Source organism: Achromobacter sp. NPDC058515, from assembly GCF_042721735.1.
GTDB lineage: Bacteria > Pseudomonadota > Gammaproteobacteria > Burkholderiales > Burkholderiaceae_B > Achromobacter.
This window is the reverse complement of record NZ_JBHXNI010000005.1, coordinates 1-22,337: the sequence shown is the minus strand read 5'-3', so window position 1 is coordinate 22,337 and position 22,337 is coordinate 1. Positions and strand designations below refer to the sequence as shown.

Genomic DNA, 22,337 nt, shown 5'->3' with positions numbered 1-22,337 from the left:
TCAGAGCACCGACACCAGGCCCTTCATGCCGGCGGCGTAGTGGCCGGGCTCCAGGCAGCCGAAGGACACCGTGCCCGCCTTGTCGAAGCGCCACACGATCTGGCCGCTCTTGCCGGCTTCGAGCGACACGGCGTTGGCTTCCTCGTGCCGCATGCCGGGGTCCTTCATCATCATGTCGTAATGCGATTTCAGGTCGGCGTCGGTGCCCAGCACCAGCTCATGCCGGATCTTGCCGGAGTTGCGCACGTTCAGGCGCACGGTCTCGCCCGCCTTGACCTCGATGCTCGCGGGCGTGAAGCGCATGGCGTCCGACATGTCGACGTCGATGGTGCGGGCGACGCGGGCGGCGTCGCCCGGCTTGCCGATAGGGGCGGAAGCGGCCGGCATGGCGTGGCCGGCATGGCCGCCCGCGGCATAGGCGGCGCCGGCGGACAGCGTAAAGGCCAGGGTGGCGGCTTGGGCGATGCGTAGCAGAGTGCTGTTCACGTGAATCCTTGAAGGAGTGACCGTGAAGGCACTTTAGGAAAATCGGGGTGACCCGATCCTGTCGCGCAGATTACGTTTCTGTAATGTTCGCGGAGCCGGCAGGGGCGTCCGGCCCCCGCAGGGTGATGCCGACCACGGTGCCGTAGGCGTCCGACGCGGCGTCGACCTCGCCGCCATGCATGCGCGCAATGGCGCGCACGATGGCCAGCCCCAGCCCGTGGCCTTCGCTGCGCGGGGCGCGGGCCTGGCCGGACCGGAAGAAGCGGTCGAAGATGCGGGGCAGGTCGGCGGGCGGGATGGGCGCGCCCGGGTTGCGCACCTCCACCCGCGCCCCGGCGGGCGACGCCGAGCAGGCCAGCACGATCTCGCGGCCCCGGGGCGTGGCCTTGATGGCGTTGGAAATCAGGTTGGCCAGCGCGCGGCGAACCAGCCCCGGATTGGCGGCCACGGTGGCGTCGCCCTCGCAGCGCAGTTGCACGCCGTGCTCCTCCAGGGTGGCTTCGTAATACTCCGCCACGCGCCGCGCCTCGGCGGCCAGCGACACCGGCGCCAGGTCGGCGGCGCGTTCGCCGCGGTCGGCGCGCGCCAGGAACAGCATGTCGTTGACCAGGGTCTTCAGGTCTTCCAGCTCTTCCAGGTTGGATTCCAGCGCGTCGCGCAGCTCCGCCGCGTCGCGCGGCGAGGACAGCATGACCTGCGTGCCGTTGATGAGGGTCGCCAGCGGGGTGCGCAACTCGTGCGCCACGTCGGCGTTGAAGCCCTCCATCTGCTGGTAGGCCGCCTGCAGCCGGTCCAGCGTGCGGTTGAAGGAGCGCACCAGTTCATGCAGCTCGCGGTCGGTGTCTTCCAGCGGCAGGCGCCGCGCCAGGTTGTCGGGCTGGATGCGCGCGGCCTGCTCGGAAAGCCTGCGCGCCGGCGCCATGCTGCGGCGCACGGCCCAGGCCGCCAGCACCACCGTGGCGCCCACCCACAGCGCGCAGATCAGCAGCAGGGCGGTGCCATAAGCGTAGAGGAACTGCGAGCTGGTGCGCGTGCTGACCGCCACGGTCAGCTCCGCGCCCGGCAGGATGCGGTCGTTCATGGCGACCCGCAGGCCGCGCATGCGGCCGCCGTCCTGCGTCTGCAGCACGACCTGCCTGCCATCCGCCGACTCCAGCGTTTCGGGGGCGGCTCCGCCGTAGACGACCTTGCCCTGGGCATCCACGATCCAGATGCCCAGCTGGCCCTGGCCCGCGCGCATCTCGTCGAAGGTGGCGGCTAGGTCTTGCAGGCCGCTGGCGCTGTTCTGCATGTCGATCAGGTGGTCGATCAGTTCGAGCTTGCCGCTGACCTCGGTGATCTCCTGGCGCTCCACCTCGCGCTTGAGCGCCCAGAACAGCGTGGCGCCGGCCAGGCTGGACACCAGCAGGGCGATGGCGCCCAGCAGCAGGGTCAGCCGCCCCTGCATGGACCGCATGCCGGGCGGCTTCATGCGGGGCGGCCACCCGTCGGGCGGCCGTCCGCGGGGCGCGATTCCAGCACGTAGCCCATGCCGCGCACGGTGTGCAGCAGTTTGGTGTCGTAGGGGTCGTCCAGCTTGCCCCGCAGCCGCCGCACCGCCACGTCGATGACGTTGGTGTCGCTGTCGAAATTCATGTCCCAGACCTGTTCGGCCAGGGTGGTGCGCGACAGCACCTGGCCCTGGCGGCGCAGCAGCAGCGCCAGCAGGCTGAATTCCTTGGCGGTCAGGTCCAGCCGCTGGCCGCCGCGCTGGGCGCGGCGGCGCGCCAGATCCAGTTCCAGGTCCGCCAGCCGCAGCAGGGTGGGCTCCTGGGAGCGTCCGCGGCGCAGCAGCGCCTGCACGCGGGCCAGCAGTTCCGAGAACGCGAAGGGCTTGACCAGGTAGTCGTCGGCGCCGCCCTCCAGGCCGCGCACCCGGTCTTCCACGGCGTCGCGCGCCGTGAGCATCAGGATGGGGGTGTCTTTCCGCGCGCGCACCGACGCCAGGATCTCAAAGCCGTCCACGCCGGGCAGCATCACGTCCAGCACGATCAGGTCGTAGGCGCCTTCGAGCGCGAGGTGGCGGCCGTCGACGCCGTCGCGCGCCACGTCCACGACATGGCTTTGCTCCGACAGTCCCTTCTTGAGGTAGTCGGCCAGTTTGGGTTCGTCTTCAATGACCAGGATGCGCATGGCCAAAAATTTACCATCCGCGCCGCCCGGACGGCGCGGATGCGGCGTCGGCCGCGCGGAAAAGGATCAGGCCGCTTCGTCGACGGCGATGCGGTCGGGCGGAAACCGCAAGGCAAAGACGCTGCCCTTGCCCGGCTCGCTGGTGATGAGCAATTCGGCGTCGTGGCGCATCGCGATGTGCTTGGTGATCGCCAGCCCCAGGCCGGTGCCGCCGACCGCCCGCGACCGGCCGCGGTCCACGCGGTAGAAGCGTTCGGTCAGGCGGGGCAGGTGGCGTGCGGGGATGCCGATGCCGGTGTCCTGGACGCTGTAGCGGGCGCCGCCGTCGGGCTCGCGCGCCCAGCGCACGGTGATGGTGCCGCCGTCGGGCGTGTAGCGCACGGCGTTGGTCAGCAGGTTGGACAGGGCGGAGGTCAGCTCGGTCTCGGCTCCCAGCACGTCCAGCCTTTCGTCGATGTGCCATTCCAGCACATGGCGGCCGCCCGACAGCGCCTCGATCTGCTGGCGCGCCTTTTGCAGCAGCGCGCCCATGTTGACGGCGCGCGGGTCGCTGCCCGGGGAAGATTCCAGCGTGGACAGGGTCAGCAGGTCTTCCACGATGGCCTGCATGCGTTGCGCCTGCTCGTGCATCATGTCGATGTACTGCGCGCGCTGCTCCGGGGGCAGCGCATCGGTCGGCATGTCGCGCAGCGTCTCAAGAAAGCCCGCCAGCACGGTCAGCGGCGTGCGCAGTTCGTGCGAGACATTGGCGACGAAGTCGCGGCGCGTGGTTTCCAGGCGCTCGATCTGCGTCACGTCGCGGGTGATGAGCAGGCGCTGATTGCTGGCGTAGGAGGTCAGCTGCATCATCATCAGCCGTTCCTGGCCTTGCTGCCCCAGGCGCACCAGGATGGGCTCGGGCCAGGACGGACGATGCGCGTATTCCACGAATTCCGGCGCGCGCAGCAGGTTCAGCAGGTTGTGGCCGCGATCGGCGGGCAGGCGCAGGCCCAGATGCTGGCGCGCCATGCGGTTGCACCAGTCGATCTGGAAGTCCTCGTTCAGGGTCACCGCGCCGTCCGGCAGCGCCTGGGCGGCCGCCAGCATGCCCTGCATGGTGTCGCGGGTTTCAGTCAGTTCGCGGGCGCGGGCCCGGGTGTAGCGGTACAGCGGGGCGAGGATGTCGTCCCAGGGCCCGACGGAAGCGGGAGGAGCGGTGTCGGGATGGTTGGCCCAGTGGGAAACCAGGGTCAGGCGCCAGCTGCGCCAGAGCAGCATGGCGGCCAGCGCGGCTGAAAACACCAGCCAGCCCGCCGGATCTCCAATGAGCCATTGCGCCAGTAATGCAACCACCGCCCACAGGGCGACCAGGAAAAGTGTGCGCAGCCAGATCATCGTGCGGGAGTTTTACCGCGTCGGGAGCTGTGCCGTAAACCGGTAGCCGCTGCCGCGGACCGTTTCCACGTGCGCGTCGTGGCCGCTGGGTTCCAGCGCCTTGCGCAGGCGGCGGATGTGGACGTCGACCGTGCGCTCTTCCACGAAGACGTGGTCGCCCCAGACCTGGTCCAGGAGCTGTGAACGGGAGAAAACCCGCTCGGGGTGCGTCATGAAGAAGTGCAGCAGGCGGAATTCAGTGGGGCCGATCTGCAGCGACTGGCTGTTGCCGGACAGCCGGTGCGTCACCGGGTCGAGCTTCAGGCCGCCCACGTCGATCACGTCGTCGGTGAGCTGGGGCGCGCGGCGGCGCAGCACGGCCTTGATGCGGGCCATCAGCTCCTTGGGCGAGAAGGGCTTGGTGATGTAGTCGTCGGCGCCGGCTTCCAGGCCGTCCACCTTGTCCTGCTCGGAGCCCTTGGCGGTCAGCATGATGACCGGGACGGCGCGGGTGCGCTCGTCGTTGCGCAGCTTGCGCGCCATGGCAAGGCCCGACGTGCCGGGCAGCATCCAATCCAGCAGGATCAGATCGGGGAGTTCGGCGCGGATCAGCGTCTGGGCCTGGTCGGCGTCGAAGGCGCGCAGCACCTTGTGCCCGGCGAAGGACAGGTTGACGGCGATCAGTTCCTGGATTGCGGGTTCGTCTTCGACGACGAGGATGGTGCTGGACATGTCGAATTTGGCACACTTCGGAGCGCCGGCGCGGCGCGAACATTGCGATAGTATGGCCGCAATATTTCAGGTATGTGACCGGCGCGTGTAATAGGACGCGTCGACCGGCCGCGCCCCGGTGCCCGATAGGCTACCATTGAACGATATATCGGGAATTCATCATGCAAAACCCCTCCGAATCGCAACAATCCGCGGATTCCGCCTCGCAATCCACGCACTTCGGCTTCCAATCGGTGCCGGAAAGCGAAAAGGCCCGCAAAGTCGCCGAAGTCTTTCATTCGGTCGCCCAGCGCTACGACGTCATGAACGACTTCATGTCGGCGGGCCTGCACCGCGTCTGGAAGGCCTTCACCATCGGCCGCGCCGCCATCCGCCCCGGCATGAAGGTGCTGGACATCGCCGGGGGCACGGGCGACCTGGCCCGGGCATTCGCCAAGCGCGCCGGCCCCACGGGCGAGGTCTGGCTCACCGACATCAATGATTCCATGCTGCGCGTGGGCCGCGACCGCCTGACCGACGCCGGGCTGCTGGTGCCCACCGCCGTGTGCGACGCCGAGCGCCTGCCGTTCCCTTCAGGCTATTTCGACCGCGTCAGCGTGGCCTTCGGCCTGCGCAACATGACCCACAAGGACCGCGCCCTGGCCGAAATGACCCGGGTGCTCAAGCCGGGCGGCAAGCTGCTGGTGCTGGAATTCTCGCGCGTGGCCAAGCCCCTGTCGCCGGCCTACGACTGGTATTCCTTCAACGTCCTGCCCTGGCTGGGCAAGAAGATCGCCAACGACGAGGCCAGCTACCGCTACCTGGCCGAATCCATCCGCATGCACCCGGACCAGGAAACCCTGGCCGACATGCTGCGCACGGCCGGCCTGGAACGGGTGCAGTACTTCAACCTGACGGCCGGCATCGCCGCCTTGCATGAAGGCGTGCGCCTGGGCTGACCGCGGAGCCGTCCACGGGACATTTCGCTCTCCCACGGGGAACTTGTGGGGCGGCGGCTTGTCCGTTATTCTTACGTCATTCAGATTACTGTAAGAAAAGTCGCGCAGATGGTCCCGCGGTTCGTGGGACCCTCCTGCTGCTCGGGGCAGCGGGGGCGCGAGTACGAGGGAGCAAACCTATGACCAAATTCTGTCTTTCGCGGTTTGTCGCCGCGGCGCTCATCGCCATTTCCGGCGCGGCGTTGGTGACGGCGTCGTTTGACGCCGAAGCCCGTCGTGCGGGCGGCGGCGGCAGCGTCGGCCGTCAATCCTCCAATGTGACCCAGCAGCGCCAGGCCACCACGCCTCCGGCCGCCGCCAACAACACGGCAGGCGCCACCGCCGCCCCGGCAGCCGCCGGCGCGGCTACGGCCGGCGCCGCGGGCGCTGCCGCCAAGAGCGGCGCTTCGCGCTGGCTCGGCCCCATCGCCGGCATCGCCGCGGGCCTTGGCATCGCCGCGCTGCTCTCCAGCATGGGCCTGTCTGGCGCGTTCCTCGAGTTCCTGTCGTCCGCGCTGCTGATCGGCCTGGTCGTCTTCGCGATCATGTTCATCGTCCGCCGCCTGCGCGGCGGTGCGCCGCGCGCTGCCACGCAGGGCGCATTCGGCGGAGCCAACAATGCTCCGGGCCAGCAACAGCAGCCTGCATGGCGTGAAGCGCTGAAGCCGGCCGCCGCCGCCCCGGCCGCCGCGGCTCCGGTCGCCGCCGCTCCGGTGGCTCCCCCGGCCGCGCTGCCCAAGGCAGGCGAGGACAACAACTGGTTCGTACCCGGCGATTTCGATACGCCGAACTTCCTGAAGCAAGCCAAGGAACAGTTCGTCCGTATCCAGGCCGTCTGGGACAGCGGCAGCACCGATGGCCTGCGCGACTTCCTGACCGATGACCTGATCACCGAGCTCAAGCCCCAGCTGGCCGAGCGCGGCGCGGCTCCCAACAAGACCGAAGTGGTCCTGCTGAACGCCGAAATGCTGGGCATCGAGACGGTCTCCGACGGCCACCTGGCCAGCGTGCGCTTCTCGGGCATGCTGCGCGAGGCTCCGGGCGCCGAGGCTTTCCGCTTCGAAGAAGTCTGGAACCTGTTCAAGCCGGCCAATGGCGGCTGGTTGCTGGCCGGCATCCAGCAGATCCCGGTGGACTACGCCAGCTGAGCCTGGCGGACCGGGCAGACCTGTCCTCCGTTGCGGGTGCCGCGAGGCATCCGCTTGAACCGGCCCCTCAAGGGCCGGTTTTTCCATGTCCCCTCGCAAAACACGCTCCCATCTAACCCGTTACACTCCCGATTTACCCATCAACTTCGGCAACCCCGTCCGCCGGGCCGTTGCAACCGTCATGCTGCCTTTTTCGTTCCTGCCCACGCCCTCGCGATTGGCTGTAAGCGCGCTCAACGCCCTGTTGCGGCGCGAGGACTGGGCGCGCGAGCGCCTGGCGCGGCACGCCGGCAAAACGGTGCGCTTCGCGATGGGCGGATTCACCCTGGGCCTGTCGATCGACAGCGAGGGGCTGGCGGACCAGGCCGATCCAGCCGTGGTGCCCGACGTGACCCTGACGGTCGCGCCTGAAAAGCTGCCGCTGCCGCGCCTGGGCGCCAATCGCGAGACGCCGGATTTCGCCGAAGCCACGCATATCTCCGGCGATGCGGCGCTGGCCCAGGTGGTGGCCGACCTGTCCAAGCAGCTGCGCTGGGACCCCGAGGACGCGCTGGCCCGCGTGGTGGGCGACATCGCCGCGCTGCGCATCGTGGGCGGTGCCCGCGCGGTGGCTGGCGGCGCGCGCACGGCCAGCCTGCGCCTGGCCGAGAACGTGTCGGAATACCTGTCTGAAGAAAGCGGCGTGCTGGTGGGGCGCCCGGCCCTGGAGCAATGGCGCCTGGACCTGGCGGAGCTCAATGCCCGCGCCGACGCGCTGGCCCGTTCCGCGGCCGCGCTGCAAACCCGGCTGGCCACGGCCGGCGCAAAGCGGGGCGCCTGATCCATGTTCCCCTTGCTGCGCCTGCTTCGCATCATCGTCGTCTCGCTGCGTTATGGCCTGGACGAGCTGGTGCTGTCCAGCCTGAATCACCCGCTGGCCACCTGCCTGTTGCGCGTCATTCGCCTGGGCACCCGGCCGCGCACCCCGCGCGGAAGGCGCCTGCGCCTGGCTCTGGAATCGCTGGGCCCCATCTTCGTGAAGTTCGGACAGGTGCTGTCCACCCGCCGCGACCTGATTCCAGCCGATATCGCCGACGAACTGGCCCTGCTGCAGGACCGCGTGCCGCCGTTCCCGTCCGCGCAGGCGGCCGCCTGCATCGAGGCGGCCCTGGGCGCTCCCCCCGAAAAGCTGTTTGCGCAATTCGACGTGGATCCCGTGGCCTCGGCCTCGATCGCCCAGGTTCACTTCGCGGTGCTGCACGACGGCCGCGAGGTTGCGGTGAAGGTGCTGCGTCCGGGCATGCTGAGCATCATCGAGAAAGACCTGTCTCTCTTGAAGATCGTGGCGCGCATCATCGAGCGCCTGGGCGCCGACGGCCGCCGCCTGAAGCCGCGCGAGGTCGTGGCCGAATTCGACAAGTACCTGCACGACGAGCTGGACCTGGTGCGCGAGGCCTCCAATTGCAGCCAGCTGCGCCGCAACTTCGGCCCGGAATCGGGCCGCGGCGACATGCTGATCGTGCCCGAGGTGATCTGGGAATACACCGCCTCCACCGTGTTCACCATGCAGCGCATGTACGGCATGCCGGTGGGCCAGGTCGAGCGCATGCGCGAAGCCGGCATCGATATCCCGACGCTGGCGCGCACCGGCGTCGAGATCTTCTTCACGCAGGTTTTCACCGACGGCTTCTTCCACGCCGACATGCACCCGGGCAACATCTACGTGTCGGACCGCCCGGGCACGCTGGGCAGCTATATCGCGCTGGACTTCGGCATCGTGGGCTCGCTGTCCGAGTTCGACAAGAATTACCTGGCGCAGAATTTCCTGGCCTTCTTCCACCGCGACTACCGCCGCGTGGCCCAGCTGCATATCGAGTCGGGCTGGGTGCCCGCCGACACGCGCGAGGAAGAGCTGGAGGGCGCGGTGCGCGCCGTCTGCGAACCGTACTTTGACCGGCCGCTGTCCGAGATCTCGCTGGGGCAGGTGCTGCTCCGGCTGTTCCAGACCTCGCGCCGCTTCAACGTGGAGATCCAGCCGCAGCTGGTGCTGCTGCAGAAGACGCTGCTGAACGTCGAGGGACTGGGCCGCCAGCTCGATCCCAACCTGGATCTCTGGAAGACCGCCAAACCCTATCTGGAACGCTGGATGCGTCAGCGTGTAGGATTCAAGGGGCTGCGCCAAAGCCTGGAAAAGGAGGCTGCGCAGTGGTCGCAAATGCTGCCGGCCCTGCCCAGGCTGATTCACGACAACCTGAACCGCCCCAATGTCTCGCCCGCCTTGCTGGCCGAGATGGTTCAGCTGCGGCGGGCGCAGGAGCAGAACAACCGGCTGGTTGCAGCGCTGGTTGGGGTGCTGGCACTGGCGGTCGGGGTCGCGATATGGGCCCTGACCCGATAGGCGGCGCGATGATTTAGACGATCCTTGTCATGTTTCATTCATGAAACGGTCATCATAGCTTCGCGGGAGACGGCGAAAAATAGCGCTGCGGTGGATGAAATGCAGCGCCCATGCCGATATGACGCGCGCGCCATTCATTAATTTTCAAAGCCCCACAAGCGGGACGAATACAAGGGCAGAACATGCTTTATCCTGAACTCTTCAAGACCATGGAAGCCGTGCGCTGGAACATGGCGCATGACATCCCCTGGGGTGATTTTGACCGCAGCAAGCTCTCGGACGAGCAGGCGCACACGATCAAAATGAACGCCATCACCGAGTGGGCGGCGCTGCCGGCCACCGAAATGTTCCTGCGCGACAACCGCGGCGACAGCGATTTCTGCGCGTTCATGTCGGTGTGGTTCTTTGAAGAGCAGAAGCATTCCCTGGTGCTGATCGAATACCTGCGCCGCTTCCGCCCGGACCTGGTGCCCACCGAGGAAGAGCTGCACAACGTGCGCTTCGAATTCGACGCGGCTCCCGAGCTGGAAACGCTGATGCTGCACTTCTGCGGCGAAATCCGCCTGAACCACTGGTACCGCCGCGCCGCCGAATGGCACACGGAACCCGTCATCAAGGCCATCTACAAGACCGTCGCGCAGGACGAGGCCCGCCACGCCGGCGCCTACCTGCAGTACATGCGCCGGGCCTTGCACGACCGCGGCCAGGACACCAGCGAGCAGGCTCGCCTGGCGTTCTCGAAGATCGGCGTGCTGATGGCCTCCGCGGGCCGGACGCAGCAAGCCCTGCACCCGACCAACCTGCATGTGAACAAGGACCTGTTCCCCAACGACACGGTGCAGTCGCGACTGCCCGAGCCGGGCTGGCTGGAGCACTGGCTGGACACGCAGATCCGCTTTGACGGCATCTGGGAGCAGAAGGTCGCCAGCCGCATCCTGCACATCCTGTCCAAGCTGATGGACCGCAGCTTTGAAACGGTGAAGGACCTGAACCGCTACCGCAAGGAAATGACGGCGCTGGTCGTGCCCAAGGAAAAGAAGATCATCCTGGGCGGCGCCTGATCCGCCTGCGCCCCGGGGCCGTCTCTCTGGCGGCCCCGCGGATATAATCGCCGCATGTCCGCCGCCCGTTTCGAATCCAAGGTCCTGTCCCGCGACGAATGCGTCGCCGCCGTTGCCGCCGGCCGCTATCCGCGCCCGCTGGTGTTCACCAATGGCGTGTTCGATATCCTGCACCGGGGGCATGCCACGTACCTGGACCAGGCCGCCCAGCTGGGCGCCACCCTGGTCGTGGCGGTGAACACCGACGAGTCGGTGCGCCGCCTGGGCAAGGGCGCCGAGCGCCCGTTGAACCGCATGGAAGACCGCGCCGCGCTGCTGGCCGCGCTGGGCTGCGTGGCCCTGGTCACGTCCTTCCACGAAGACACTCCCGAGGCCCTGATCGGCGAGCTCAAGCCCGACCTGATCGTCAAGGGCGGCGACTACGACATGGAAAAACTGCCCGAGACCGCGCTGGTCAAGACCTGGGGCGGCCGCGCGGTGGCGATCCCCTTCGAGTTCGAGCGGTCGACCACGGCGCTGGTGAAGAAGATCCAGGGCGCCTGAGGGCGGTTGGGATGCAAAAAAAGGCGGCTCCGAGGCCGCCTTTTTCATTGCCAGTGTTGACCGCCTTCAGCGCGGCTCGCGCAGCAGCCGGTTGATGGCTTCCAGGTCGCTCTCGGCCAGGATGCCGCTGGTGGCCTTCAGGCGCAGCCCGGACAGCACGGTGCTGTAGCGCGCCAGCGCCAGGTCGCGCTGGGTGGCGTAGAGCTGCTGCTGGGCGTTGAGGACGTCCAGGTTGATGCGCACGCCCACCTCGTAGCCCGTGCGGTTGGCCTCCACGGCGGCGCGGCTGGACTTTTCGCCGGCCTCCAGCGCCTGGATGCGGGCCAGGCCGCTGGTGACGCCGGTGTAGTACTGGCGGGCGGCCTGGATGGCCTGGCGGCGCGCCGTTTCGAAGTCGTACCGGGCCTTCTGTTCCAGCTGAACCTTTTCCGTGACCTGCGAGGACACGCCGCCGCCCGCGTACAGCGGAATCGACAGCACCACGCCGACCGTATTGTCGATGGGCTTGCCGGGCGCCGCGTTGCGCATGACGGCGTCGCTGGCGCTGCCGCTGGTGGCCCGCAGGTTCAGGGTGGGGTAGTGGCCGCTCTTGGCGATCTGGATCTCGCGGCCGGCGATGCGGGTCAGCAGCTGCGCGCGCAGCACCTCCAGGCTGGACGACTCCGCCTGGTTGCTCCAGTCCGCGACGCGGGCGGGCTGCGGCGCGGGAAGTTGCACGCCGTAGGGCAGCTCGGACAGGGCGCCGGGCTGCGTGCCGATGATCTTGGCCAGTTCGTCGCGGCGCACGTCCAGGTCGTTTTGCAGCCGCAGTTCCTGGGCCACCACGAGGTCGTAGCGCGCCTGCGCCTCGTAGGTGTCGGTGATGGTGGCGTTGCCCAGCTCGAAGTTGCGCTTGGCGGACTCGAGCTGCCCGCCCACGGCGGCCTTCTCGGCCTCGGTGGCGGTCAGCGTGTCCTGGGCGTAGAGAACGTTGAAATACGCGTCCGCCACGCGCAGCAGCAGGTCCTGGAAGGCCTGCTGCAACTGCACTTCGACGTCGGCGACGATGAGCTTGGACTGCTCGTAGTTCTGCCAGCGGCCCCAGTCGAACAGCGGCTGGGTCAGCGCCAGGTCCCAGACGCCGCGCCCGCCGCTGTAGGCGTAGGCCAGGCCGCGGGTGCTGCGGGTTTCCTGGTAGGCGCCGCCGGCTTCCGCGGAAATCAGCGGCAGCAGCAGCGAACGGGCCTGGGGTTCTTTTTCCAGGCCGGCCCGGTAGTTGGCGCGCGCGGCGGCGTAGGCGGAATCATTGCCCAGCGCGGCCTGCCAGACCTGGATGAGGTTCTGGGCGGAGGCGGTCAAGGGGCCGACGCTTGCGGCGCAGGTAAAAACCAGTAAAGCCGTAAGCAGTCGGACACGCATGATTTTTAACGATACGCCGGGCCGCGGGGCGGATCGCCGGCCCTGTCAGGGGCCGGTTGCGGGGCGGCGGGGTTGGAGGTTTAGAACTTGAATTGGGACACGGCCACGCCGCGCAGCGGCTTGATGACCGTTTCGAACAGGTTCACCGTTTCGAAGCTGGCTGCGGTGGTGCGGGTGATGCGACAGGCGGTCATGACAGGAGCCTGGCCCACGATCACGACCAGGCGGCCGCCCACGCGCAGCTGATACTTCAGCGCGTCCGGCACGACCGGCACGGAACCCGTGACGAGGATGGCGTCGTACTCGGTCGAGCCCCAGCCGTTGCGGGCGTCGCCGGTTTCAACCTTGACGTTGGTGACATTGTTCATCTGCAGGTTCTGCTGCGCGAACGTCACCAGGCGGCTGTCGATCTCGACCGAGGTGACCTGTTGCGCCAGATAGCCCAGCAGGGCGGCCTGGTAGCCGGAGCCGGTGCCGATCTCCAGCACGCAGTCGGACTTGGTCAAGTGCAGGTCTTGCGCCAGGCGGGCCTCGACCTTGGGGGCGAGCATGGTCTGGCGCGTATTGACCGCGTTGATCTCAAGCGGCAGCTCCAGGTCGGAGAATGCCAGCGCGCGCAGGGCCGGCGGAACGAATTGTTCGCGGCGCACATCGAACAGCGCTTGCAGCACGTTGGCGTCCAGGACGTCCCACGGGCGGATCTGCTGTTCCACCATATTGAAGCGGGCTTGTTCTACGTCGGGCAGGGTCGAAGCGTTCATGACGGTCAGAAAAAACAGAGGAATCAACTGACCATTGTACCGATTCGTAGCGTCCTGTGACGGCTCGGCCGGCCCGCAGATGTTTCAGGCGCGCCGGCGCCCCGCTACCACCAGGCGTGGAAGTGGTGCACCGGACCGTGGCCCGAGCCCACCGACAGGCGCTCCGCATGGCGGATGGCCTCGGTCAGGTAGGCCTTGGCGCGCTTGGCGGACTCAGGTACGTCCCCGATTTGGGGCAGCAGCGCGGCCAGCGCCGCCGACAGCGTGCAGCCCGTGCCGTGGGTATTGGCCGTTTCGATGCGGTGGCCGGGCAGTTCGATCATCCGGTCGCCGTCGTGCAGCAGGTCGATGGTCTCGTTGCCGGGCAGATGGCCGCCCTTGACCAGCACCCAGCGCTCGCCGGCATGCGCCAGCTTGTTGCGCAGGCGTTCGGCCACGCGCCGCATTTCCTTGACGGTCTCGACCGGCCGCTCTTCCAGCAGCACGCCGGCTTCGGGCAGGTTGGGCGTGAGCAGGGTGGCCTGGGGCAGCATGGCTTCGCGCATGGCGCCCACGGCGTCGTTTTCCAGCAGCAGGTCGCCGCTCTTGGCGACCATGACCGGATCCAGCACCACATGGGCCGGGGCCCACTTGGCGAGTTTCTCGGCCACCACCTCGATGACTTGGCGCTGGCCCAGCATGCCGACCTTGACGGCGTCGATGCGCACGTCGGCGAACAGCGTGTCGATCTGCAGGCCGACAAAGGCGGGCGGCACCGGCGAGATGCCGGTCACGCCCTTGGTGTTCTGGGCGGTCAGGGCGGCGATGATGGCGCAGCCATAGGCGCCCAGGGCGCTCATGGCCTTGACGTCGGCCAGGATGCCGGCGCCGCCGGACGGGTCGACCCCCGCGATGGTCAGCGCGTTGGGAATGGGACGCCCGCTGGCGGGCTGCTGGCGGGAGCTCATTTGGCCGGGCCGCCGGTGATCAGCCCTTCGGTGGGCGAACTGGGCGCGCCGCTGTACAGCTTCTTGGGCATGCGGCCGGCCAGGAAGGCCTCGCGGCCGGCTTCCACGCCCTTCTTCATGGCGCTGGCCATGAGGATCGGGTCGCGCGCGGCGGCGATGGCGGTGTTCATCAGGACGGCGTCGCAGCCCAGTTCCATGGCGATGGCGGCGTCCGACGCGGTGCCCACGCCGGCGTCCACCACGACCGGCACGCGGGCCTGGTCGATGATCAGGCGCAGGTTCCAGGGGTTCAGGATGCCCATGCCCGAGCCGATCAGGGAGGCGAGCGGCATGACGGCGACGGCGCCCATGTCTTCCAGCATGCGGCACTGGATGGGATCGTCGGTGCAATAGACCATGACCTTGAAGCCCTCGTCCACCAGCGTCTTGGTGGCCTTGAGCGTTTCGGGCATGTTGGGGAACAGGGTGTGCGGGTCGCCCAGCACTTCCAGCTTCACGAGGTCATGGCCGTCGAGCAGCTCGCGAGCCAGGCGCAGGGTGCGCACGGCGTCGTCGGCGCTGTAGCAGCCGGCGGTGTTGGGTAGCAGCGTGAACTTGGACGGCGGGACGTAGTCCAGCAGGTTCGGCTCGCCGGCGTTCTGGCCGATATTGGTGCGGCGGATGGCGACAGTGACGATTTCCGTGCCGCTGGCGTCCAGCGCCGCGCGGGTCTGTTCGAAGTCTTTGTACTTGCCGGTGCCGACGAGCAGGCGCGACGAGTAGGCGCGGCCGGCGATGGTGAGAGTGTCTTGTGTGGTCATGGCGGTGTTTCAAAGGGCGGGTGCGCACGATGCGAGGCCCGCGGGGACTGGCTGTTCGTTGCACGAATCATAAAGCACGACGCCCCGCGGCAGGGGCGGCCGGTGAAATGCGGCGTTCCACTAATTGAAGATGGCGCCCGGCGCGTCAGCGCAGGCGGTCCAGGTCGGCGCAGATGGCCTCGGCCGCGTCGATCAGCCGCGGGCCGGGGCGGTACAGCGCGTCGGCGTCGACGCCGTACACGTGGCCCTGGCGGGCGGCTGGCAGTCCCATGGCCTGCCAGGCGGCCAGGTTCTTCCGCGTGTCTTCCGGCCGGCTCACGCCGGCCAGCACGGCCTCGGGACGGGCGGCCAGCACGCCTTCCAGGGTGACCTGGGGCGCCACGACGACGGCCTGGCCGAAGACGTTGACGCCGCCGCAGATGCGCAGCGCGTCGCTGACGATGCTGGCGTCGTTCAGCGTGAAGATGGGGTCCAGGCCGGCCTGCACGAAGACGCGGACCGGCCGGCGGCTGGCATAGCGCGCCTTCAGGGCGTCCAGCCGCGCCCGCATGTCCTGCGCGGCGGCGCGCGCCTCGCGTTCGGTGCCGAACAGCACGCCCATGCGTTCGACGGCGCCGGGTATGGCGTCCAGCGTGAGCGGATCGCTGTAGAAGACGGGGATGCCCAGCTTTTCCATCACGCGCGCCAGCGGCTCCGCGGCGGAGGGCTGCCAGGCGATCAGCAGGTCGGGGCGGGCGGCGGCCACGCGTTCGGCGTCGGGCTGCGTGCCGTCGCCGATGACGGGCAGCGCGCGGGCGGCGGGAGGGTAGTCGCTGCCGCGCACGGTGCCGACGAGACGGTCGCCCGCGCCGGCGGCGTAGACGAGTTCGGTGGCGTGCGGGGCCAGCGTGACGGCGCGCCGGGCGGGCGCGGCCAGGACGACGCCGCGGCCGCGGTCGTCCTGGACCTGAATGGTCGTCCCGCCCGCCGGCGCGCCCCGGGCAAGCGCCGAGCCCAGCGCCAGTATCAGCGCCAGGCCGGCGGTTGTCAGGGCGCGGTCGGGTGTCATGCGGAGTCTCGATAGGGTCGGCGGGCAAGGCCGACTATATCGGAATGCCACGGTCAGTAGCGCAGCGTGAGGGACGCGTAGAAATTGCGGCCGGGCGCGGGGTACAGGCTGTAGTTGGCGACCGGGCCCAGCATTTCGAACGACGCGTTGCCTCCACGGATGCCGTAGGTGGCGTACTGGCGGTCGAAGATGTTGTTCACGCCCACCGCGCCTTCGATGTTGCGGGTGAACTTGTAAGCCAGCTTCGTGTTGAACAGCACATAGGCGTCCAGTTCCTTGTCGAACTGGTTGGCCTGGTCGTTGTCCATGCGCGACTTGCCCACGTATTGCGCCGACACGTTCCACAGGAAGGCGTCGGTGGGGCGCCAGGTCACGGCGGCGTTGGCCAGCCATTTCGGGGCCAGCGGCACGGTCTTGCCCGTCAGGTCCACGCCGGCGTAGGTGCCGGAGCGGAACTGCGCTTCCATCCAGGTCACGTTGGCATCCAGGGTCACGCTGCTGGAAACGGCGGTTCGGCCTTCCAGTTCGATGCCTTGGCGGCGGGTCGGATCCAGGTTGGTGTTGGCGCCCGTGCCCGGACCCCACATGCCGTCGGCCAGCGGGTTGTACTGGATTTCGTTGGTCAGGTCATAGCGGAAGTACGACAGGCGGGCGCTGCTCGTGTCCGACTGCCAGGTCACGCCCAGTTCCTTGTCGGTGGACGTCTGGGGCGACAGCGGCGACTGGACGGACAGCAGTTCGTCGGCATTGGGCAGGCGGAAGCTGCGGCCGACCTTGCCGTACACGCCGAAGCCGGCGGACAGGTCCTGGCGCACGCCCAACTGCCAGGCGGTCAGGTGGTTGCTGTGGTCGGAGGCGGTGCCCGAGCCGGTGATCACGTCCAGGTCGTCGGACGCGTACTGGCGGCGCGCGCCCATCGTCACGTAGGTGCTGTCGGTGGCGCGGATCTGGCCTTCGGCGAACAGGCCGTACTGGTGCTGGCGAGACTGCCACTTCGACGGTTCGAAGTCGTAGTACGCATTCTGGTTGGCCGTGGTCTTGGATTCCTGCGCGTCGGCGCCGAAGACGAGGCTGTGGCCGCCGTTGATCGGCAGGCGGTAGCGCACGCTGGCGATGTTTTCTTCCAGCTTCTGGTCGCGCAGCGTGTCGCCGAAGCCGTCGTACGACAGGCCGTTGAGCTTCTTTTCGCGGGTGGACAGGTCGGTGTACAGCGTGCCGGCCCCGATCGCCTGTTCGAGCTGCAGGCCAAACGTGGTGGTCGTGGTCTTGACGTAGTCGATGTCGTTCTTCGAACCGCGCGGGTCGTCCTCGAACTCGTTCACGCCCGTGGTCGGGTTGACCGAGCGCGGGCCCGGCAGTTCCAGCTTCTGCGTGGTCGTGCGGCCGTACAGGCGGATCGAGCCGTCGTCGTGGCGGAACGTGATGCCGCCGCCGCCGCCTTCGCGGCGCTCGCCGCTGTTGTCGCGGTAGCCATCGGAGTGCAGCGACTGCATGTAGGCGTCGACGCCGACCTTTTCGTTGTTCATGGCGACGGCGGCGTCGTACTGGCGCAGGCCGTAGCTGCCGAAGGTGGCGGTGGCGCGCGCGGTCACCGGCTCCTTGGAGAAACCCGAGCGGGTGATGATGTTGATCACGCCGCCGGTGGTGCCGCCGCCGTACTGCACGGAGCCGCTGCCGCGCACGATCTCAACGCGTTCCACCTGGTCCAGCGGCACCACGCCCAGGCTGGGCGCCGACAGGTCGTTGGTGTTCTGCTTCACGCCGTCGATCAGGATCAGCGTGTTGCTCGCGCCGGTGATGCCGAAGCCGCGCAGGTCGACGATGGCGTTGTCGCTGGAGCTGCTGGTGTTGATCAGATGGATGCCGGCCTGGGTCGACAGCAGGTCCTGCATGGTGCGGGCGCTGCTGGCGGCGATGTCTTGCGCGGTGATGACCGAGATGGACACCGGCAGCGTGCGGCCGTCCGTCGGCACGCGCTGGGCGGTGACGGTGATGCTGTCGAGTTCGGGAGTGGCGGGGGCGGCTTGCTGGGCGGCGGCGATGGCCGGAGCGGAACAGAGCAGGGCGCCGGCGTAGCGGCGGATGGAGCGGACTTTCATCTACATAACCTCGATGCGACCCGCGACCCCGCAGGTCAATCACGATGGGGAGGACGCCCAGGCATCGCGGCGGGCCATGGGGCGGCCGGCGGCGTTGAATGAGCATCCTGACGAGCGAACTGGCCGGTATCGGGCTGCCATGGGCGCATTGCGCGCATGGGGACCGTTGCGGGGGCAGCACAGGCTGGACGCCGGGACCTCTTGCGCCGCCTTGTGGGCGGCGCGGCGGCCCTGGCGGGCATCTTCCTGTTTCCCGTTTATCTTTCGCGCGCGGCGGGCAAGTGTTGCGTTCTTGCCAGCCCGTTGCGCCGAAAGCACCGGTTCGGGGCCGAAACTGTATCACCGCGAGGCACGGCAGAGCCCAATTTGTTACGATCAGGGCTTGTTTTTTCAGCGTTTTTCGCTTTTTAGCCACATTCGCGCTGCCGTGGCCAACCCCTTGCCGGACCTGATCGTGTCGTATCCACGCCTGCCTTACCCGCCCGAAGCCTATACCCAGGGAGGCGAATTCGCCCGCCTGCTGGGCAAGCGCATCCTGATCCTGGACGGCGCCATGGGCACCATGATCCAGCGCTACAAGCTGGGCGAAGCGGACTTCCGCGGCCAGCGTTTCGCCGACCACGGCAAGGACGTGAAGGGCAACAACGAGCTGCTGTCCCTGGTGCGGCCCGACGTGATCTCCGAGATCCACCGCCAGTACCTGGAAGCCGGCGCGGATGTCATCGAGACCAACACCTTCGGCGCCACCACCATCGCGCAGGGCGACTATGACCTGCCGGAGCTGGCCTACGAGCTGAACCTGGCGTCGGCCAAGCTGGCGCGCGAGGCCTGTGACGCCTACAGCACGCCGGACAAGCCGCGCTTCGTGGCCGGCGCCCTGGGCCCGCAGCCCAAGACGGCGTCGATCTCGCCCGACGTGAACGACCCGGGCGCGCGCAACGTCACCTTCGACGAGCTGCGCGTCGCCTACATCGAACAGCTCAACGGCCTCTTGGACGGCGGGATCGACATCGTCCTGATCGAAACCATCTTCGACACGCTGAACGCCAAGGCGGCCATCTTCGCCACCGAGGAAGTGTTCGAGCAGCGCGGCATCCGTCTGCCGGTGATGATCTCGGGCACCGTGACCGACGCCTCCGGCCGCATCCTGTCGGGCCAGACGGTCGAGGCCTTCTGGAACTCGGTGCGCCACGCGCGTCCGGTCACCATTGGCCTGAACTGCGCGCTGGGCGCCGCGCTGATGCGCCCCTACGTGGCCGAGCTGTCCAAGATCTGCGACACCTATGTCTGCGTCTATCCCAACGCCGGCCTGCCCAATCCGATGGCCGAGACCGGCTTTGACGAAACGCCGGCCGACACCTCGGCCCTGCTGGAAGAATTTGCCCGCGCGGGCCTGGTGAACATGTCGGGCGGCTGTTGCGGCACCACGCCCGACCACATCCGCGCGATCGCCGAGAAAGTCACGGCGCTGACGCCGCGCGTCGTGCCGGACATCCCGGTCAAGACCCGCCTGTCCGGCCTTGAGCCCTTGAACATCGACGAGGACACGCTCTACGTCAACGTGGGCGAGCGCACCAACGTGACGGGCAGCAAGATGTTCGCCCGCCTGATCCGCGAAGAGAAATACGACGAGGCGCTGGCCGTGGCCCGCCAGCAGGTCGAGAACGGCGCGCAGATCATCGACATCAACATGGACGAGGCCATGCTGGATTCGGTGGCCTGCATGCACCGCTTCCTGAACCTGATCGCCTCCGAGCCCGATATCGCCCGCGTGCCGGTCATGATCGACAGCTCCAAGTGGGAAGTCATCGAGACCGGCCTGAAGTGCGTGCAGGGCAAGCCGGTGGTGAACTCCATTTCCATGAAGGAAGGGCTGGAGCCCTTCCGCCACCATGCGCGCCTGTGCCGCCGCTACGGCGCGGCCGTGGTCGTGATGGCGTTCGACGAGTTGGGCCAGGCCGACACGCTGGAGCGCCGCAAGGAAATCTGCGGACGCGCCTACAAGATCCTGGTCGAGGAAGAGGGCTTCCCGCCGGAAGACATCATCTTCGACCCCAACGTCTTCGCGGTCGCCACCGGCATCGACGAGCACAACCACTACGCGGTGGACTTCATCGAAGGCACGCGCTGGATCCGCGAGAACCTGCCGCACGCCCGCATCTCGGGCGGCGTGTCCAACGTGAGCTTCTCGTTCCGCGGCAACGAGCCGATGCGCGAGGCCATCCACACCGTGTTCCTGTACTACGCGGTCAAGGAAGGCATGACGATGGGCATCGTCAACGCCGGCCAGCTGGGCGTGTACGCCGACCTGGACCCGAAGCTGCGCGACCTGGTGGAAGACGTGGTGCTGGACCGCCCCGAGCCGGTCGGCAAGACCGAGCCCGGCGACGAGCGCACGCCCACCGAGCGGCTGGTGCAGTTCGCCGACAGCGTGAAGGGCTCGGGCGCCAAGAAAGAGGAAGACCTGGCCTGGCGCGCTGCCTCCGTCGAGCAGCGCCTGTCGCACGCGCTGGTGCACGGCATCACCGCCTTCATCGTGGAAGACACCGAGGAAGTGCGCCAGAAGATCGCCGCGCGCGGCGGCCGCCCGATCGAGGTGATCGAAGGCCCGCTGATGGACGGCATGAACGTGGTGGGCGACCTGTTCGGCGAGGGCAAGATGTTCCTGCCGCAGGTGGTGAAGTCCGCCCGCGTGATGAAGCAGGCCGTGGCCCACCTCATCCCCTTCATCGAGGAAGAAAAGCGCCAGATCGCGGCCGCCGGCGGCGACGTGCGCGCCAAGGGCAAGATCGTCATCGCCACGGTCAAGGGAGACGTGCACGACATCGGCAAGAACATTGTGTCGGTGGTCCTCCAATGCAATAACTTCGAAGTCGTGAACATGGGCGTGATGGTGCCCTGCGCGCAGATCCTGGAGAAGGCCAAGGAAGAGAACGCCGATATCGTCGGCCTGTCCGGCCTGATCACGCCCAGCCTGGAAGAGATGGCGTATGTGGCCTCCGAGATGCAGCGCGACGAGTACTTCCGCAGCCGCAAGCTGCCGCTGATGATCGGCGGCGCCACCACCAGCCGCGTGCATACGGCCGTGAAGATCGCGCCCAACTACGACGGCCCCGTCATCTACGTGCCGGACGCCAGCCGTTCGGTGGGCGTGGCCACCAACCTGATGTCGGATCAATCGGAAAAGTACCTGGCCGAGCTGGCCGAGGAATACGAAGAGGTGCGCCGCCGCCACGCCAACCGCAAGGCGGCGCCCATCCTGCCGCTGGCCGATGCGCGCGCCTCGCGTCCGGTGATCGACTGGGACAACTACACGCCGCCGCGCCCGAAGTTCATCGGCCGCCGCACCTTCAAGAGCTACGACCTGGCCGAGGTCGTGAAGTACGTGGACTGGGGCCCGTTCTTCCAGACCTGGAGCCTGTTCGGCCCGTTCCCCGCCATCCTGGACGACAAGGTCGTGGGCGAGCAGGCGCGCAAGGTCTACGCCGACGGCCTGGCCATGATGAAGCGCATCGTCGAAGGCCGCTGGCTCACCGCCAACGGCGTGGTCGGCTTCTATCCGGCCAACAGCGTCAACGACGAAGACATCGAGATCTACAAGGACGAGACGCGCAGCGAGGTGCTGTTCACGTACCGCAACCTGCGCCAGCAGGGCGCCAAGCGCGAGGGCGTCAGCAACAAGTCGCTGTCCGACTTCATCGCGCCCAAGTCTTCCGGCAAGCTGGACTACATCGGCATGTTCGCCGTCACGGCGGGCCTGGGCATCGAGAAGAAGGAAGCGGAATTCGAGAAGGCGCTGGACGACTATTCCAGCATCATGCTGAAGTCCCTGGCCGACCGGCTGGCCGAAGGCTTCGCGGAATGCCTGCATGCGCGCGTGCGGCAGGACCTGTGGGGCTATGCGCCCGACGAGGCCTTGTCCAGCGAGGACATGATCGCCGAGAAGTACGTGGGCATCCGCCCGGCGCCGGGCTATCCGGCCTGCCCGGAACATGTCGTGAAGACGGACATGTTCCGCGTGCTGGACGGCGAGGACATCGACATGATGCTCACGGACAGCTATGCCATGTACCCGGCGTCCAGCGTGTCGGGCTTCTACTTCAGCCACCCGCAGTCGCAGTACTTCAACGTGGGCGTCATCGGCGAAGACCAGCTTGAGGACTACGCCCGGCGCAGCGGCCGCAGCATCGAGGACTTGAAGCGCACGCTGGCGCCGAACCTGGGGTGATCCACGCGGGTGAGCCCGGATAAAAAGCGGCCGAAGGGGGGATCCCCTTCGGCCGCTTTTTCATTGTTCGGGGGCTCAGATGGGCCGCCGATCGTCTGATCTTTGAAATTGGCGAGGCAGGCGGGATCGGTCAAACACTGCTGGTCTAAAGATAGACCGGGGCGAAATTTTACCCAACGGGGGAAAATTTTGGGGGGGGGGTTGCAT

Annotated in this window: 18 protein-coding genes; 7 read left to right on the top strand and 11 right to left on the bottom strand. The window is 67.7% G+C overall.

What is annotated here, in order from left to right; all coding sequences use genetic code 11:
• From ACFWP0_RS10855 to phoB, 5 genes are all read right to left on the bottom strand, one after another.
• A complete protein-coding gene (locus ACFWP0_RS10855) occupies nt 1-486 on the bottom strand; it encodes a plastocyanin/azurin family copper-binding protein (RefSeq protein ID WP_377841913.1) in 486 nt (161 codons plus the stop codon).
• A gap of 70 nt (nt 487-556) precedes the next feature.
• Entirely contained in the window at nt 557-1,957 is a 1,401-nt protein-coding gene (locus ACFWP0_RS10850) for a heavy metal sensor histidine kinase (protein ID WP_377841911.1), read from the bottom strand.
• A complete protein-coding gene (locus ACFWP0_RS10845; RefSeq protein WP_377841909.1) occupies nt 1,954-2,658 on the bottom strand; it encodes a heavy metal response regulator transcription factor in 705 nt (234 codons plus the stop codon). Before ACFWP0_RS10845 ends, ACFWP0_RS10850 begins: the two co-directional genes overlap by 4 nt.
• A 66-nt stretch (nt 2,659-2,724) precedes the next feature.
• Nucleotides 2,725-4,032 (bottom strand): phosphate regulon sensor histidine kinase PhoR, encoded by a 1,308-nt coding sequence (gene phoR, locus ACFWP0_RS10840; RefSeq protein ID WP_377841906.1) that lies wholly within the window; start codon nt 4,030-4,032, stop codon nt 2,725-2,727.
• Nucleotides 4,033-4,044: 12 nt separating this feature from the next.
• On the bottom strand, nt 4,045-4,743 hold the full coding sequence (gene phoB / locus ACFWP0_RS10835) for a phosphate regulon transcriptional regulator PhoB (protein ID WP_006227196.1): 699 nt from the start codon (nt 4,741-4,743) through the stop codon (nt 4,045-4,047).
• 161 nt (nt 4,744-4,904) lie between these two features.
• Between phoB and ubiE the strand changes: the two genes are divergently transcribed.
• From ubiE to rfaE2, 6 genes are all read left to right on the top strand, one after another.
• Nucleotides 4,905-5,681, top strand: a complete 777-nt coding sequence (gene ubiE, locus ACFWP0_RS10830) for a bifunctional demethylmenaquinone methyltransferase/2-methoxy-6-polyprenyl-1,4-benzoquinol methylase UbiE (protein ID WP_171665842.1) — start codon at nt 4,905-4,907, stop codon at nt 5,679-5,681.
• Nucleotides 5,682-5,860: 179 nt separating this feature from the next.
• Nucleotides 5,861-6,868 (top strand): Tim44 domain-containing protein, encoded by a 1,008-nt coding sequence (locus ACFWP0_RS10825; protein WP_377841904.1) that lies wholly within the window; start codon nt 5,861-5,863, stop codon nt 6,866-6,868.
• Between the two features lie 181 nt (nt 6,869-7,049).
• Nucleotides 7,050-7,688 (top strand): SCP2 domain-containing protein, encoded by a 639-nt coding sequence (locus tag ACFWP0_RS10820; RefSeq protein WP_377841903.1) that lies wholly within the window; start codon nt 7,050-7,052, stop codon nt 7,686-7,688.
• Nucleotides 7,689-7,691: 3 nt separating this feature from the next.
• Nucleotides 7,692-9,245 (top strand): ubiquinone biosynthesis regulatory protein kinase UbiB, encoded by a 1,554-nt coding sequence (ubiB, locus tag ACFWP0_RS10815; protein ID WP_377841901.1) that lies wholly within the window; start codon nt 7,692-7,694, stop codon nt 9,243-9,245.
• A gap of 182 nt (nt 9,246-9,427) precedes the next feature.
• Nucleotides 9,428-10,306, top strand: a complete 879-nt coding sequence (locus ACFWP0_RS10810; RefSeq protein WP_377841899.1) for a ferritin-like domain-containing protein — start codon at nt 9,428-9,430, stop codon at nt 10,304-10,306.
• A gap of 54 nt (nt 10,307-10,360) precedes the next feature.
• Nucleotides 10,361-10,849: a D-glycero-beta-D-manno-heptose 1-phosphate adenylyltransferase gene (rfaE2, locus tag ACFWP0_RS10805; protein ID WP_377841897.1), complete on the top strand. Its 489-nt coding sequence runs from the start codon at nt 10,361-10,363 to the stop codon at nt 10,847-10,849.
• Between the two features lie 66 nt (nt 10,850-10,915).
• Here rfaE2 and ACFWP0_RS10800 read toward each other — a convergent pair whose 3' ends face one another.
• From ACFWP0_RS10800 to ACFWP0_RS10775, 6 genes are all read right to left on the bottom strand, one after another.
• Complete coding sequence (locus ACFWP0_RS10800) at nt 10,916-12,247, bottom strand: TolC family outer membrane protein (protein ID WP_377841896.1); 1,332 nt, start codon at nt 12,245-12,247, stop codon at nt 10,916-10,918.
• An 80-nt stretch (nt 12,248-12,327) separates the two neighbouring features.
• On the bottom strand, nt 12,328-13,008 hold the full coding sequence (locus ACFWP0_RS10795; RefSeq protein WP_377841895.1) for a protein-L-isoaspartate O-methyltransferase: 681 nt from the start codon (nt 13,006-13,008) through the stop codon (nt 12,328-12,330).
• A gap of 104 nt (nt 13,009-13,112) precedes the next feature.
• Complete coding sequence (thiD, locus tag ACFWP0_RS10790; protein WP_377841893.1) at nt 13,113-13,955, bottom strand: bifunctional hydroxymethylpyrimidine kinase/phosphomethylpyrimidine kinase; 843 nt, start codon at nt 13,953-13,955, stop codon at nt 13,113-13,115.
• Complete coding sequence (locus tag ACFWP0_RS10785) at nt 13,952-14,755, bottom strand: thiazole synthase (protein ID WP_377841891.1); 804 nt, start codon at nt 14,753-14,755, stop codon at nt 13,952-13,954. Before ACFWP0_RS10785 ends, thiD begins: the two co-directional genes overlap by 4 nt.
• A 145-nt stretch (nt 14,756-14,900) precedes the next feature.
• Complete coding sequence (locus ACFWP0_RS10780; RefSeq protein WP_377841889.1) at nt 14,901-15,803, bottom strand: cobalamin-binding protein; 903 nt, start codon at nt 15,801-15,803, stop codon at nt 14,901-14,903.
• Between the two features lie 53 nt (nt 15,804-15,856).
• The gene (locus ACFWP0_RS10775) at nt 15,857-17,902 is read right to left on the bottom strand and encodes a TonB-dependent receptor (protein WP_377841887.1); all 2,046 of its coding nucleotides are present in this window, start codon (nt 17,900-17,902) and stop codon (nt 15,857-15,859) included.
• Nucleotides 17,903-18,356: 454 nt separating this feature from the next.
• On the opposite strand from ACFWP0_RS10775, the gene metH reads away from it, so the two are divergent.
• A complete protein-coding gene (metH, locus tag ACFWP0_RS10770; protein WP_377842331.1) occupies nt 18,357-22,130 on the top strand; it encodes a methionine synthase in 3,774 nt (1,257 codons plus the stop codon).
• The last annotated feature ends 207 nt before the right edge of the window (nt 22,131-22,337 follow it).

What these genes read in the sequence shown, in the direction of transcription:
- ACFWP0_RS10850 (WP_377841911.1), bottom strand. Translation starts at nt 1,957, where the DNA reads ATGAAGCCGCCCGGCATGCGGTCCATGCAGGGGCGGCTGACCCTGCTG.
- ACFWP0_RS10845 (WP_377841909.1), bottom strand. Translation starts at nt 2,658, where the DNA reads ATGCGCATCCTGGTCATTGAAGACGAACCCAAACTGGCCGACTACCTC.
- phoR (WP_377841906.1), bottom strand. Translation starts at nt 4,032, where the DNA reads ATGATCTGGCTGCGCACACTTTTCCTGGTCGCCCTGTGGGCGGTGGTT.
- phoB (WP_006227196.1), bottom strand. Translation starts at nt 4,743, where the DNA reads ATGTCCAGCACCATCCTCGTCGTCGAAGACGAACCCGCAATCCAGGAA.
- ubiE (WP_171665842.1), top strand. Translation starts at nt 4,905, where the DNA reads ATGCAAAACCCCTCCGAATCGCAACAATCCGCGGATTCCGCCTCGCAA.
- ACFWP0_RS10825 (WP_377841904.1), top strand. Translation starts at nt 5,861, where the DNA reads ATGACCAAATTCTGTCTTTCGCGGTTTGTCGCCGCGGCGCTCATCGCC.
- ACFWP0_RS10820 (WP_377841903.1), top strand. Translation starts at nt 7,050, where the DNA reads ATGCTGCCTTTTTCGTTCCTGCCCACGCCCTCGCGATTGGCTGTAAGC.
- ubiB (WP_377841901.1), top strand. Translation starts at nt 7,692, where the DNA reads ATGTTCCCCTTGCTGCGCCTGCTTCGCATCATCGTCGTCTCGCTGCGT.
- ACFWP0_RS10810 (WP_377841899.1), top strand. Translation starts at nt 9,428, where the DNA reads ATGCTTTATCCTGAACTCTTCAAGACCATGGAAGCCGTGCGCTGGAAC.
- rfaE2 (WP_377841897.1), top strand. Translation starts at nt 10,361, where the DNA reads ATGTCCGCCGCCCGTTTCGAATCCAAGGTCCTGTCCCGCGACGAATGC.
- ACFWP0_RS10800 (WP_377841896.1), bottom strand. Translation starts at nt 12,247, where the DNA reads ATGCGTGTCCGACTGCTTACGGCTTTACTGGTTTTTACCTGCGCCGCA.
- ACFWP0_RS10795 (WP_377841895.1), bottom strand. Translation starts at nt 13,008, where the DNA reads ATGAACGCTTCGACCCTGCCCGACGTAGAACAAGCCCGCTTCAATATG.
- thiD (WP_377841893.1), bottom strand. Translation starts at nt 13,955, where the DNA reads ATGAGCTCCCGCCAGCAGCCCGCCAGCGGGCGTCCCATTCCCAACGCG.
- ACFWP0_RS10785 (WP_377841891.1), bottom strand. Translation starts at nt 14,755, where the DNA reads ATGACCACACAAGACACTCTCACCATCGCCGGCCGCGCCTACTCGTCG.
- ACFWP0_RS10780 (WP_377841889.1), bottom strand. Translation starts at nt 15,803, where the DNA reads ATGACACCCGACCGCGCCCTGACAACCGCCGGCCTGGCGCTGATACTG.
- ACFWP0_RS10775 (WP_377841887.1), bottom strand. Translation starts at nt 17,902, where the DNA reads ATGAAAGTCCGCTCCATCCGCCGCTACGCCGGCGCCCTGCTCTGTTCC.